Here is a 12664-nt window from a genome sequence, read left to right as displayed (position 1 = left end):
CGTCCGGTAGCCCTGCTTGCGCCTGTCACGCAAGGCAAACCGGCAAAATCAGCGGGTTTGCCCTGGGAATCGCGCGATCCTCGCTGTGTGGCCGCGGCGGTGCGCCGCGCGGCAATCAGCGCGCCGTGGCGGCGATCCAGTCGTCCACCCGGCGCTCGAGGATCAACAAGGGCTGCGATCCGCTGGCGATCAGCAGATCGTGGAAGCCCTTGATATCGAAGCGCTTGCCCAGTGTCTTTTCGGCGCGGGCGCGCAGTTCCATGATCTTGAGCATCCCGATCTTGTAACCTGTCGCCTGCCCCGGCAGCGTGATGTAGCGCCGCACTTCGGAGCGTGAGCGTTCGATCGGCTGGCGGCCCGTGGTGTTCATGTAGGTGGTCGCTTCGTCCTCGGTCCAGCCCAGCGCGTGGATGCCGGTGTCGACCACCAGCCGCGCGGCGCGGAACAATTCTGCATCCAATCGCATGAAATCGGCCGCGACATCGGGAAAGGCGTTCATCTCCTTGCACAGGTTCTCGGCATAAAGCGCCCAGCCTTCGCCGAAGGCGACATAGCCGGTGACGGCGCGGAACCTGGGCCCGCCCTGCTGGCGCACCTGGATATCGCCCTGCATGTTATGTCCGGGCACCGCCTCGTGGCACATCAGCGTGTACATTGCCGCCGGATCGGGAACGGTGCCGACGAGGTGGACATAGGTCCTGGCTGGACGCTTGCCATCCGGGCTCGGCGCGGAGGCATGGGCTGCGCCGCCCGCAACTTCCGAGAAGGCGGGCTCGCGCACCACTTCGATCCCGTAGGCGGGCAGCGTGCCGAAATAGGGTTCGAGCAGCGTGCGGGTGTGCGCGACGAAGGCGTTGGCGGTATCGAGATATTCCTTGCGCGCCGCGTCGTCATACTGGCGCGGCGGGTTGAGCCGCTTGCGCTCGGCATAGAAGGCATGGCGATCGGCGAACCCGGCCTGTTTCGCCAGCGCGTCCTGTTCCGCCTCGATCCGCGCGACTTCGGCAAGCCCGACCTGATGGATCTGCGCCGCGGTCATGTCGGTGGTGGTGACGAGCTTCAGCTCGCTTTCGTAATAGGCGAGCCCACCGGGCAGCGTCAGCGCGCCGACCTTGCCCGATGGCGCGGTGGGCAGGCTTTCTTCGGCCCAGGCGATGACGCGGGCATAGGCGGGCTGCGTGGCAAGGATCGCCGCCTTCGCTTCTTCGAGCAGCACGTCGGCCTCGTCCTGCGGCAGCTTGCCGCCGCTGACGAGGGCTGCGGTCTTGGCCTTCACATCGGCCCACAGCGCGGCATCCGCCCCCTCCCCGAACGGCGCGCCGCTGGTCAGCTTGCGGCTGCCTTCGATGATCGTCTCGATCTGGAAACGCGGCGGATTTATGCCCGCCTGCTGGCTCGCCCGCGTGCGTTCGAGCGCGATGTCGAGCACCGCGGGCAGGCCTTTCAGCCGCGCGATGTAGTTCCTGAGGTCGGTAACATCGGTGACCGAATGCGTGTTGATCAGGAAGTCGGGCAGCTGGCTGTGCGCCGAATAGAGCCGCGAATAGAACGGCGGGCGATAGATGCGGTTGGCATAGGACTGCTCGGCCCGCTCGGCCTCAAGCGCCCAGATATCGAAGTTGACCTGCGCCTCGGGCGAAAGCTTCGCGCGGTCGAACTGCGCCTTCATACGCGCCGCGCTCGCCTTGCGCCATTCGACATCGGCGCGCGCGCCCTCGTCCGAATTTTCGTTCCAGCGGTCCCCGCCTTCCTTGATCCCGAGGCGGGTCGCCAGTTGCGGCTGGGTTTTCACATATTCGGCAAATTCGGCATCGAGGAACGCGGTGAGGCGCGCGTCCTCGCTTTGCGAAGGCGCTGCGGCAGGCGCGGGCGCGGTTTGCGCCAGCGCTGCGCCTGCCGGAACCCATGCAGACGCCAGCGCGCATGCCGCGGTGAGAGTGAGCCGGTGCATCATCATCTGTCCCCTTCGCGCGCGTAGAAGCCGCGTTGACCCCTTGCGTAGCGGGGCAGGGACAGACGATGAAGGGGCGTTCGTCGAGTGTGGTCAGCCGTTCAGCCGAGCGGCAGGCCCAGCGCCTCGGCGACAGCGGCAACGTGCAGCTTGCCGCCCGAGACGTTGAGCCCTTCGGCCAGATGCGGATCGGCGGCCATCGCAGCCTCGGCGCCCATGTTGGCGAGCTTCATCACGAAGGGCAGCGTCGCATTGCCCAGCGCAATCGTCGAAGTGCGCGCGACCGCGCCGGGCATGTTGGCGACGCAGTAATGGATCACGCCGTCGACGGTGAACACGGGGTCTTCGTGCGTGGTCGCGTGGCTCGTTTCGAAGCAGCCGCCCTGATCGATCGCGATATCGACCACCACCGCGCCCGGGCGCATCGAGGCGATCATTTCGCGCGTCACCAGCTTGGGCGCGGCCGCGCCCGGCACCAGCACCGCGCCGATCACGAGGTCGGCGCCCGCGACCGCCTCGGCGATCGCTGCGGTCGAGGAGAACGCGGTGCGGATCTGGTTGCCGAACTGCGCGTCGAGCTCGGCCAGACGGCGGTTCGAGATATCGAAAATCGTCACGTCGGCGCGCAGGCCCACCGCCATCTGCGCCGCGTTGACGCCCGCAACCCCGCCGCCGAGGATCACGACCTTGCCCGGTTCAACCCCCGGAACCCCGCCGAGCAGCACGCCGCGCCCGCCCTGATGCTTTTCGAGATAATGCGCGCCGCACTGCACGCTCATCCGGCCTGCGACCTCGGACATCGGCTTCAACAGCGGCAGCGAGCCGTCATTTGCAGTCACGGTTTCATAGGCGATCGCGGTCGCGCCCGAGGCCATCAGGCCTTCGGTCTGCGGCTTGTCGGCGGCAAGGTGGAGATAGGTGAAAAGCACATGATCGGGGCGCAGCATCGCGACCTCGCCCGCCTGCGGTTCCTTGACCTTGACGATCATTTCCGCCGTTTCGAACACGCTCGCGGCATCGGGCAGGATCCGCGCACCGGCGGCTTCATAGGCGGCATCGACGAAATCGACGCCCAGCCCGGCGCCGCTTTGCACCACGACCTCGTGACCCGCACGGGTCAGTTCGGCGACCGCCGCCGGGGTCAGGCCGACGCGGTATTCGTTGTTCTTGATTTCCTTGGGGACGCCGACACGCATGTTCTCTCTCCAGCAATTTTTATGCGCCGGAGTGTAACATAAAGCGTCTGCGCTTTCTTGGCGTTGATGGCGCCGGCGGGGCCGCGCGGCAGGAAATTCTTGCGCCGACTTCCACTTTCTCGCAAAATATCCGCCAATGGACCGGATCGACCGAAAGATTCTTGAGCTTTTGTCAGCCGACGCGCGGATGACCGGAGAGGCGCTGGGCGCACGGGTCGGGCTGTCGCCTTCCGCTGCGCACCGCCGGGTCAAGGCGCTGGAGGAGGCCGGCGCGATCGCCGGATACCGCGCCCGCCTCTCGCGCGCGGCGCAGGGCAATCCCTCGACCGTTTTCGTGCAGGTCACACTCACCGATCAGCGGCAGGCAACCATGCTCGCCTTCGAGGAGGCGCTCGCGCGCACCCGCCAAGTCGCCGAAGCCCACCTGATGAGCGGGCCGTCGGACTATCTCATCAAGGTGCTGGTGCGCGACGATGACAGTTACGAACGCATCCACCGAGAAATCCTGTCCGCATTGCCCGGGGTTCAGCGGCTGGTGAGCCAGTTCACGATCCGCACGCTCGAAAGCGGCGAGTAGCGCGGCATCGGCAATCGCGCGCATCAGGGCGCTTGCGCAGTTCCCATCCCGTTCGGTTACAGTTCAGGGTCAGGATTGCAGTGGCAAAACACCTTCGCGCCACCTATAGGACCAGCATGCCACCGCAGATCTTCGAATTTGCCCAGATCCCGCGGGTCGATCCCGCCGCGAACCCGCGCGTCCGCGTGCGGCGTGTGCGCGATGCGGGGCAGGCGCCGACCGTGGGGGTGATCTACAACCCGCGCAGCCACCGCAATCTGGGTGCCGATTTCGACTGCGGGGTGTGCCCGCACGTCCATATCGCCCAGCCGCGGGAGCGCGGGCAACTGCCGCTGGCGCTGACCGAATTTGCGGAAAAGGGCATCGACCTGCTCGTCATCAATGGCGGCGACGGGACGGTGCGCGACGTGCTGACCTGCGGACAGGCGATCTTCGGCGACGATTGGCCCGCGATCGCGGTGCTGCCCAAGGGCAAGACCAATGCGCTGACCGTCGATCTCGGCGTGCCCGACGACTGGACCCTGCAGGACGCGATCGAGGCGCTCGATCATGGCAGCCGCATCCACCGCCGCCCGATGACCGTGTCGACCGCGGACGAGCCGGGCAAGCGCGTGGCGGGCTTCATCCTTGGTGCAGGCGCCTTTACCAAGGCCACGCAGGCCGGACAGAGCGCGCACAAGCTCGGCGCGTTCGACAGCATGGTGGTGGCGGTGACCGCAGGCTGGGCGCTGCTGCAATCGCTGTTCGCGACGCGCAACAACCCCTGGCGGCAGGGCGCGCCGATGCAGATCGGGCTGGGCGCAGGAAATGTGCCGATGGCGCACAGCGGTCACGGCGATCCGGCGATGCGGCAGCTCCTGTTCGCCTCGACGCTCGAACGCCTGCCCGCCGGGATCAGGCCGTTCGGTCCGCTGAAGGGCGGGTTGAAGCTCGCCGCGATCGACCAGATTTCGCGCCGCAGCACCGCGCTCATCCCGCTGGTGCTGACCGGCGTGGTCAAGCACGGCCTGCGCGAACGCGGCATCCATCAACTCGCCGCGACCCAGTTCAGCCTATCGATCGGCGACCAGTTCATCCTCGATGGTGAGGCGTTCCCGGCAGGCGATTACCTGATCGAGCAGGGGCCGGAGCTCGCCTTCGTCGCGCCATGAGCGCCGCGCCAGATGCGGCGCTGCTGACCGAACGTATCGCCGCACGACTGGCGGTGCGGGTCGATCCGGCCGTCGAGGATTTCGCCCGTGCGCTTGCCGATGCGGCAGGGGCGGTCGCTGTGCTGTTCTATGGATCGAACCTGCGCACCGGATCGCTCGACGGGGTGCTCGATTTCTATCTGCTGATCCCCGGCAAGCGCGAGGCCGCGATCTGGCCCGAAGTGTCCTACCACGAGCGCGCGAATGAGGGCGAAACGCTGCGCGCCAAGGTCGCGACGATGCGGTTGGCGACATTTGCCAAGGCGGCGAGCGGCGAACTGGCCGACACCACGATCTGGGCGCGCTTCGTCCAGCCGTCGGCGCTGATCTGGACAGCGGACGAAACCGCGCGCGCGCAGGTGATCGCCGCTGTCGCGTCGGCAGCGACCACCGCCGCCCGGCTGGCCGCAGCGCTCGGCCCTGAAAACGGCACCGCCGAAGATTACTGGCGCGCGCTGTTCCGCGCCACCTATGCCGCCGAATTCCGGGTCGAGAAGGGCGGACGCGAGAACGATATCCTCAGCGTCAATGCCGATCACTTCGCGGGGCTTCTGCCGCTGGCGCTGGCGGCGGGCGGGATCGATCCGGGGCTGGAGGGCGCGCGCCTCACCCCAAAGCTTGGCGCAAGCGAACGCGCGCGGATCCTGCACTGGTGGCAGCGCCGCCGCAGGCTGGGCAAACCGCTCAACCTGCTGCGGCTGGTCAAGGCAAGCACCACATTCGAGGGCGCAGCGCGTTATGCGGCGTGGAAGATCGAGCGCCACACCGGGATGCCCGTAAAGGTCACCCCGTTTCGCGAGCGTTTCCCATTGCTCGCCGCGCCGCAGGTGTTGTGGGAGCTCAGCCGCCACCGCCGCCAGCGGCGCTAGGCCGCGCGCCTTACATATACTGCATCGAAATCGTCATCCGGGTCACACCCGGACCTGCCGAAAAGCGCGTCTTGTCGACCGTCGGCGGGCGCGGGACGAGGCCGAGCACCTTCTTGATCCCGGGATTGTTCGACATCCCCGCCCCGTCGGACAGATCGGTCTGGCGGTTGCCGTTGACGTCGTGCTGCACCGCGATCGCAAAATCGCCTGCAGCGGGTAGCGGCACGCACACGGTCATGCTGCCCGCACGCGGCTTGGCATCGACGCGCATCACGTAACGCTTGCTCACCAGCCAGTCGGCCTTGGTCGCGGGGTAGGCGCGCACGAACAGGTTGCCGCTGGCGGACTTGATCCCGGTGACATTGATCTGCACCGCCGGCCCCTTGCCTGCGGCGCATTGCCCGGCATCGTTGCCCGCCGAACGGCCATAGGCGTAACCCTGCGCCGCACCCGGCGCAGCGATCAGGCCGGCCAGTGCCAGCCCCGCCGCAGTGCGGCGGGCAAGAGTGGACAGGCGGGAGGGGGCAGCACGGGCAATCATCGGCAAAACCTTAAGGTTGGCAGCATCTTATAAAAAGGGAATCCGTGGACACGCAAGCGATGCTGGTCATCAAGGCGCATCCGGCCAAAGCGGGGTAATGCCCGGTTGCGTCTGAATTGCGGCTTAATTGGCGCATCGCCTGCCGTTCACCGTGGAAAAGCCTCGCCTTGCGCCTTGCTCTGCGATTCGCGCGGCATCTATGGCTGGTAAAGCGTCCAGGAAAGGCCAACTGCCCGCGCCATGACAACCCCCCTTATTTCCCCATCGATCCTGTCTGCCGATTTTGCCCGTCTGGGCGAGGAAGTCCGCGCGGTCGATGCTGCCGGTGCCGACTGGATCCATATTGACGTGATGGACGGCCATTTCGTGCCCAACATCACGATCGGTCCCGATGTGGTCAAGGCATTGCGCCCGCACAGTGCCAAGCCCTTCGATGTCCACCTGATGATCAGCCCGGTCGACGCCTATCTCGAAGCCTTCGCTTCGGCCGGCGCGGACATCATCACCGTCCACCCCGAAGCGGGGCCCCACATCCACCGCACGCTCCAGGCGATCAAGGCGCTGGGCAAGAAGGCAGGCGTGGTGATCAACCCCGGCACGCCGGTCGAGGTGCTCGACAACCTGATGGATCTGGCCGATCTGGTGCTGGTGATGAGCGTTAATCCCGGCTTTGGCGGGCAGAGCTTCATCCCCTCGCAATTGGACAAGATCGCGCGGATCCGGTCGATGATCACGCGATCGGGCCGGGCGATCCACCTGCAGGTCGATGGCGGGGTCAACGCCGAAACCGCGCGCATGTGTGTCGAGGCGGGCGCCGATGTGCTGGTCGCAGGGTCTGCCACCTTCAAGGGCGGCGCGGATCACTACGCCGCCAATATCGCCGCGCTCAAGGCCGGCAGGTAATGGCGACAGTGCTGCGCCCACCCGCCGCAGCGCGCGCCGATGCACTGGTAGCGCGGGTGGATGATGCAGCCGCGCTGCCGCTGGGCAATGGGCCCGAGGCGGGGGCCTTGCCCGCTGCCGCGACCGCAGCGCTGCCTGCGCTCGAGGAGCCATCGCGGGCGCTCGCGCTGTCGGATATCATCACGGTCAAATCGGGCCCGGGCGAAGCGCTGATCCGGCTGGCCTACCGGCTGGGCATTCCGGGGCACGCGATCGCCGCCCCCTTCCGTCGCCCGCAGGCGGTGCGCGTGCTGGCCACGGTCGACAGCCCGAATCGCGGCGACCGCGCGGCGGGCACGGCCTTGCGCGCGGGATATTTCCTGATCCACGGCACGCGCCTGCCGGTGGCGAGCTTCGATTTCTCCCCTTCGGCGCACCACCCGCCGGGGGTCGAGCGGGTGGTCCATTCCTTCAGCTGGCTCGCCGATCTGGCCGCAAGCACATCGCGCGCCGAAGCGGCGGCCGAACAGGTCGCCGCCCGCTGGCTCCACGCGCACGGCGCGGTGGGCAAGGGGCCGGCATGGGATACCGAACTGGCGGGCCTCCGGCTACTGGCATGGCTGGTGCACGCTCCGCTGGTACTCGGCGGCAATGACAAGGCGCTGAAATCGCGCCTGCTTGCCGCGATTGCCGAAACCGCGACCTGGCTCGACAAGCGTAGCCCGGGCGAGCCGGCAGGTTTCGGGCAGGTTGCCGGATTTGCCGGCGTCGTGGCGGCAGGGCTGCTGCTTCCCCACGGCAAGCCGCGCCGGCTGTTCGGCGAGGCCGGGCTGGTCGCCGCGCTGGGCGATATGGTGGGCGAGGATGGCGGCGTGCTGTCGCGCTGTCCCGCCGCGCAACTGGGTGCGATCCGGCTGCTGACCGATCTGATCGCCTGCTATGACGCTGCCGACATCGCCCCGCCGCCCGCGCTCGGCGTGATGCGCGAATTGCTGGTGCCGCCGCTGCTGGCGCTGCGCCACGCCGACGGCACGCTGGGCAGCTGGCAGGGACAGGGCGCGATCGGCGCGGGCGAAGTCGCCGCGGTGATTGATGCCAGCGGGGTGCGCACCCGCCCGCTCGCCACGGTGGGGGGCTGGGGCTACAGCCGGATCAAAGCGGGCGAGACGCTGGTGCAGTTCGACACCGCCCCGCCGCCGCGCGCCAAGCATGCGCGGGTCGGCTGCGCCTCGACGCTGGCCTTCGAACTGTCCGATGGGCCGCAGCGGATCATCGTCAACTGCGGCGGCGCGGCGCTGGCAGGCGGACAGGTGCCCGCGCGCATCGGGCAGGGCCTGCGCGCCACCGCGGCGTTTTCCACGCTCGTTCTCGACAATGCCAATTCGACCGCGGTGCTGCTCCACGGCAAGCTCGGCAAGGGGGTCGAGACGGTCGATGTCGATCGCAAGGTCATCACCCGCCCCGGGATGCGCGAAGCGGTGCGGATCGAGGCCGCGCATGACGGCTATGCCAGCCGCTTTGGCCTGACCCACCAGCGCATCCTCACGCTGTCGGGCGACGGCACCGAACTGGCGGGTGAAGATATCCTCGTCCCCACCGCACGCGGCGGCAAGCGCGGGCGGATCGCCTTTGCGCTGCGGTTCCATCTTGGCCGCGGGGTCGAGGTGCAATTGTCCGGCGACAAGCGCGGCGCGAGCCTGATGCTGCCCGACGGGCGGCTCTGGCAATTCCGGCTCGGCGGGGATAGGGCTGGCACCGGCGAGATCACGCTGTCAGCCGAGGACAGCCTGTGGGTCGACGGCGACGGCCGACCGCATGGCACCTCACAGCTGGTGATCGAAGGACTGGCATCGCGCGGCGGAGGACAATTCTCCTGGCGCTTCAAGAAAACGGGATAGTTTCAAGCATGAGCGAAGGTGCAATCAAGCGGGCGCTGCTGTCGGTGTCCGACAAGAGCGGTTTGGCCGATCTGGGCGCTGCGCTGGCCGCGCGCGGGGTCGAACTGGTCAGCACCGGCGGCACCGCCAAGGCCCTGCGCGATGCGGGGCTCAGCGTGAAGGACGTCTCGGACCTTACCGGCTTTCCCGAGATGATGGACGGGCGGGTCAAGACGCTGCACCCCACGGTCCACGGCGGGCTGCTCGCGCTGCGCGACAACCCCGAGCACGTCGCGGCGATGGAGGCCCACGGGATCGGCGCGATCGATCTGGTGGTGGTCAATCTCTATCCCTTCGAGGCCACGGTGGCAAAGGGCGCAAGCCGCGCTGAGATCATCGAGAACATCGACATCGGCGGGCCTTCGATGGTGCGCTCGGCGGCGAAGAACCACGGCTTTGTCACGATCCTTACCGATCCTGCGGACTATGACGCACTGCTTGCGGAAATGGACGCGAACGGCGGCGCGACCACGCAAGGCTTCCGCACGCGCATGGCGGGCAAGGCCTACGCCCGCACCGCTGCCTATGACAGCGCGATCGCGAGCTGGTTTGCCTTTGCCGATCCCGAAGGCGAACACAGCGCCTTCCCCGACACGCTGCCCGTCGCGCTGAAGCGTGCGGACACGCTACGTTACGGCGAAAACCCGCACCAGTCGGCGGCGATCTATCTGCCGCAGGTGGCAGGCACTGCGGGCGTCCCGCAGGCCACGCAGCTGCAGGGCAAGGAACTGAGCTACAACAACCTCAACGATGCCGGTGCGGCGCTGGAACTGGCCGCGGAATTTGCGGGCCAAGAACCAGCGGTCGTGATCGTCAAGCACGCCAACCCCTGCGGTGTGGCGCAATCGGGCTCGCTGCTCTCGGCATGGGAAGCGGCGTTGGCCTGCGACAGCGTTTCGGCGTTCGGCGGGATCGTCGCGGTCAACACCGAGCTCGATGCCGCGACCGCCGAAGCGATCAGCGCGATCTTTACCGAGGTGGTGATTGCGCCAAGCGTCTCTGCAGAAGCCCGCGAGATCTTTGCAAGGAAGAAGAACCTGCGCCTGCTCGAATGCGGCACGCTTCCCGATCCGCGTCGTCCCGGTCTTGCGATGAAGACCATCGCCGGCGGGGTGCTGATCCAGTCGCGCGACAATGGCGCGATTGCGGCTTACGATCTCAAGGTCGTCACCAAGCGCGCGCCGACACAGCAGGAACTCAAGGACTGCCTGTTCGCCTGGACCGTTGCGCGCCATGTCAAATCCAACGCGATCGTCTATGCCAAGGACGGCGCGACCGCCGGGATCGGCGCGGGTCAGATGAACCGCCGCGATTCGGCGCGCATTGCCGCGATCAAGGCGAGGGAGGCGGCCGAAACCCACGGCTGGGCCGCACCGCGCACGCAAGGCAGCGCGGTAGCTTCGGATGCCTTCTTCCCCTTTGCCGACGGGCTGATCTCGGCGGCCGAGGCAGGCGCGACTGCGGTGATCCAGCCGGGCGGCTCGATCCGCGACGACGAAGTGATCGCGGCTGCCGATGCGGCGGGTCTGGCGATGGTCTTCACCGGGATGCGGCACTTCCGGCATTGAGGGTGCAAGGGCAGGCGTTTCGATCCCGTCCCGCACAGCGCGCTGCCGGCGCTTCGGGCGGGGTCAAACGCGGCCTGGGGGTGGCTGAACGGGGGTCTAAGCCGGTCTAGCCGCAGCCTGAAACGCGCCAAGAAATCTGTTAATCCATTGAACCTTAAGACTTTTCCTGATTCATCGGGAGGTGTTTGCGGGCAGAACCGGCAGTTTCATCTGTCGCGCTGCTCCTGCTCCCGTAAACGCGTGGCAGAACTGTAGAAAAGCCCGACAACCGGCCTTTTGATCCACCCGCTCGTCGCATCCTGCGCACGGCCTGCCCCACCCTGCATCCATCGGCCAAAGCTTACGTAACTATTACAGGCAGATAGGCGAAAACCCCGGGACTGCCAGTTCATCCCACTGCAATCCGGCGGCGGGCATGACTTATCGGCTCCTATCGCAACCATTACGAGTTTTTCCCATGCGTCTCTTCTCCACCGACCTCTATCGCAACTTCGGCATCGGCTTCGTGCTGGGTGCGGTGGCGATCGTCGGCTTGAATGCGGACGATTGGGCGGGCGCGGTCGCTTCCCCGGCGCACGCTGCCGAAATTGCGGATGGGGCAAGCGTCATCCCTGCGCCGACCGCCGAATTCGTCATCCCCTCCGCCGCGAAGGACTGATCCGCCATGCACAAGCTCGCCGCCCTGCTCGCCGCCGCCTCGCTGACCCTGTCGGCGTGCAGCGGCACGGCAATGGCGGCGGAAGAGGCGGTCAAGGCGCCCGCTGCCGCCCGCACCGCCGCCGAAGGGAAGGGGTTGAAGACCGCGATCTTCGCCGGCGGCTGCTTCTGGGGGGTCGAGGCGGTCTTCAGCCACGTCAAGGGCGTGACCGGCGTGGTTTCGGGCTATCATGGCGGCGACCGGCGCAGTGCGACCTACGATCTGGTGTCGAGCGGGGTCACCGACCATGCCGAGGCGGTCAAGGTGACCTATGACCCGGCGGTGATCCGTTACGATCAATTGCTGCGGATCTATTTCTCGGTCGTCGCCGATCCGACGCTGAAGAACCGGCAGGGCCCCGATGTCGGCGCGCAGTATCGCAGCGCGCTGGTGCCCACCAATGCCGAACAAAGCGCGGTCGCCAAGGCCTATATCGCGCAGCTTTCCAAGGCGGGGCTGTGGCCGAGGCCGATCGTCACCCGGATCGAGCCGATGAAGGCGTTCTATCCGGCAGAAGCCTATCATCAGGACTTCATGCTCAACAATCCGCGCCACGGCTATATCGTCCGCTGGGATGCGCCCAAGGTCGCCGCGCTGAAGGCGATGTATCCGGGCGTCTGGCGCGCTGCTTTCCTCAAGGACGCGGGCTAGCCGCGGCGCACAATGCTGGCGCTCGGACAGCTTGCGCATTATATCGTGTTCCATGGGACAACACGCTCACAGCCATAACGAACTTGCCGGCGCCGACCTCGTCGCCGAAGCCGCACGCGCGCTGGTTGCCAGCGGGGAACAGTGGACGTCGATGCGCGAGGCGGTGTTTGCCGAGCTGGCGCGGCACGAACGCCCGGTTTCGGCCTATGACATTGCCGACAACCTTTCGGCCGCGCGCGGCAAGCGGGTGGCGCCCAATTCGGTCTACCGCATCCTCGATGTGTTCGTGGCGGGCAATCTGGCGATGCGGGTCGAAAGCGCGAACGCCTATCTTGCCAACACCCATCCGGGCTGCGCGCATGACTGCATCTTCCTGGTCTGCGACGAATGCGGCGAGGCCGCGCATGTCGACGACGAGGAGGTGAGCCGCGCGGTGCGTGCGATCGCGGCGCAGCGCAACTTCAAGGCAGAACGCCCCGTGCTCGAAATCCGGGGGCTGTGCAAAGCCTGCGCCTGACGGGCACCTGCGCAACAATCATTCGGCGCATTGACATCAATCAAGCCTTACATCGACAGGGCGATTTTCCGGGTGTAAGGCCGGACGT

At 67.1% G+C, this 12664-nt stretch carries 12 protein-coding genes; 9 read left to right on the top strand and 3 right to left on the bottom strand.

Annotation, left to right across the window (positions count from 1 at the left end):
• Positions 1–115 precede the first annotated feature (115 nt).
• Positions 116–1951 (bottom strand): DUF885 domain-containing protein, encoded by a 1836-nt coding sequence (locus A9D12_RS04965; protein ID WP_231889696.1) that lies wholly within the window; start codon positions 1949–1951, stop codon positions 116–118.
• Positions 1952–2052: 101 nt separating this feature from the next.
• Complete coding sequence (gene ald, locus A9D12_RS04960; RefSeq protein WP_068350315.1) at positions 2053–3147, bottom strand: alanine dehydrogenase; 1095 nt, start codon at positions 3145–3147, stop codon at positions 2053–2055.
• Positions 3148–3283: 136 nt separating this feature from the next.
• Here ald and A9D12_RS04955 point away from each other — a divergent pair, with 136 nt between their 5' ends.
• The 3 genes from A9D12_RS04955 to A9D12_RS04945 all read left to right on the top strand — a co-directional run bounded on the left by A9D12_RS04955 (position 3284) and on the right by A9D12_RS04945 (position 5783).
• Positions 3284–3724, top strand: coding sequence for an Lrp/AsnC family transcriptional regulator (locus A9D12_RS04955; protein WP_068350314.1), 441 nt, complete (start codon positions 3284–3286; stop codon positions 3722–3724).
• A gap of 116 nt (positions 3725–3840) precedes the next feature.
• On the top strand, positions 3841–4875 hold the full coding sequence (locus tag A9D12_RS04950) for a diacylglycerol/lipid kinase family protein (RefSeq protein WP_068350313.1): 1035 nt from the start codon (positions 3841–3843) through the stop codon (positions 4873–4875).
• Complete coding sequence (locus tag A9D12_RS04945; protein ID WP_068350312.1) at positions 4872–5783, top strand: hypothetical protein; 912 nt, start codon at positions 4872–4874, stop codon at positions 5781–5783. The genes A9D12_RS04950 and A9D12_RS04945 overlap by 4 nt, the downstream gene beginning before the upstream one ends.
• 10 nt (positions 5784–5793) lie before the next feature.
• On the opposite strand, the gene A9D12_RS04940 is transcribed toward A9D12_RS04945, so the two are convergent.
• Positions 5794–6324, bottom strand: a complete 531-nt coding sequence (locus tag A9D12_RS04940; RefSeq protein WP_068350311.1) for a DUF2141 domain-containing protein — start codon at positions 6322–6324, stop codon at positions 5794–5796.
• Positions 6325–6564: 240 nt separating this feature from the next.
• On the opposite strand from A9D12_RS04940, the gene rpe reads away from it, so the two are divergent.
• From rpe to A9D12_RS04910, 6 genes are all read left to right on the top strand, one after another.
• Entirely contained in the window at positions 6565–7227 is a 663-nt protein-coding gene (gene rpe / locus A9D12_RS04935; RefSeq protein ID WP_068350310.1) for a ribulose-phosphate 3-epimerase, read from the top strand.
• A complete protein-coding gene (locus A9D12_RS04930; RefSeq protein WP_068350309.1) occupies positions 7227–9104 on the top strand; it encodes a heparinase II/III family protein in 1878 nt (625 codons plus the stop codon). The genes rpe and A9D12_RS04930 overlap by 1 nt, the downstream gene beginning before the upstream one ends.
• Positions 9105–9112: 8 nt before the next feature.
• Positions 9113–10711 carry a bifunctional phosphoribosylaminoimidazolecarboxamide formyltransferase/IMP cyclohydrolase gene (gene purH, locus A9D12_RS04925; protein ID WP_068350308.1) on the top strand — a complete coding sequence of 533 codons (1599 nt, stop codon included), beginning with the start codon at positions 9113–9115 and terminating at the stop codon, positions 10709–10711.
• Positions 10712–11168: 457 nt separating this feature from the next.
• Positions 11169–11369, top strand: a complete 201-nt coding sequence (locus tag A9D12_RS04920) for a hypothetical protein (RefSeq protein WP_068350307.1) — start codon at positions 11169–11171, stop codon at positions 11367–11369.
• Positions 11370–11375: 6 nt separating this feature from the next.
• The gene (msrA, locus tag A9D12_RS04915; protein ID WP_068350306.1) at positions 11376–12059 is read left to right on the top strand and encodes a peptide-methionine (S)-S-oxide reductase MsrA; all 684 of its coding nucleotides are present in this window, start codon (positions 11376–11378) and stop codon (positions 12057–12059) included.
• A 52-nt stretch (positions 12060–12111) separates the two neighbouring features.
• Complete coding sequence (locus tag A9D12_RS04910) at positions 12112–12576, top strand: Fur family transcriptional regulator (RefSeq protein ID WP_068350305.1); 465 nt, start codon at positions 12112–12114, stop codon at positions 12574–12576.
• The last annotated feature ends 88 nt before the right edge of the window (positions 12577–12664 follow it).

The sequence above is a fragment of the Erythrobacter neustonensis genome (assembly GCF_001663175.1).
GTDB classification, from domain to species: domain Bacteria; phylum Pseudomonadota; class Alphaproteobacteria; order Sphingomonadales; family Sphingomonadaceae; genus Erythrobacter; species Erythrobacter neustonensis.
The sequence above is the reverse complement of the archived record's forward strand: the minus strand, read 5'-3'. Positions and strand labels throughout refer to the sequence as shown.

Bases quoted from the DNA above. Each gene is read 5' to 3' on its own strand.
- A9D12_RS04965 (WP_231889696.1), bottom strand. From the start codon at position 1,951: ATGCACCGGCTCACTCTCACCGCGGCATGCGCGCTGGCGTCTGCATGG.
- ald (WP_068350315.1), bottom strand. From the start codon at position 3,147: ATGCGTGTCGGCGTCCCCAAGGAAATCAAGAACAACGAATACCGCGTC.
- A9D12_RS04955 (WP_068350314.1), top strand. From the start codon at position 3,284: ATGGACCGGATCGACCGAAAGATTCTTGAGCTTTTGTCAGCCGACGCG.
- A9D12_RS04950 (WP_068350313.1), top strand. From the start codon at position 3,841: ATGCCACCGCAGATCTTCGAATTTGCCCAGATCCCGCGGGTCGATCCC.
- A9D12_RS04945 (WP_068350312.1), top strand. From the start codon at position 4,872: ATGAGCGCCGCGCCAGATGCGGCGCTGCTGACCGAACGTATCGCCGCA.
- A9D12_RS04940 (WP_068350311.1), bottom strand. From the start codon at position 6,324: ATGATTGCCCGTGCTGCCCCCTCCCGCCTGTCCACTCTTGCCCGCCGC.
- rpe (WP_068350310.1), top strand. From the start codon at position 6,565: ATGACAACCCCCCTTATTTCCCCATCGATCCTGTCTGCCGATTTTGCC.
- A9D12_RS04930 (WP_068350309.1), top strand. From the start codon at position 7,227: ATGGCGACAGTGCTGCGCCCACCCGCCGCAGCGCGCGCCGATGCACTG.
- purH (WP_068350308.1), top strand. From the start codon at position 9,113: ATGAGCGAAGGTGCAATCAAGCGGGCGCTGCTGTCGGTGTCCGACAAG.
- A9D12_RS04920 (WP_068350307.1), top strand. From the start codon at position 11,169: ATGCGTCTCTTCTCCACCGACCTCTATCGCAACTTCGGCATCGGCTTC.
- msrA (WP_068350306.1), top strand. From the start codon at position 11,376: ATGCACAAGCTCGCCGCCCTGCTCGCCGCCGCCTCGCTGACCCTGTCG.
- A9D12_RS04910 (WP_068350305.1), top strand. From the start codon at position 12,112: ATGGGACAACACGCTCACAGCCATAACGAACTTGCCGGCGCCGACCTC.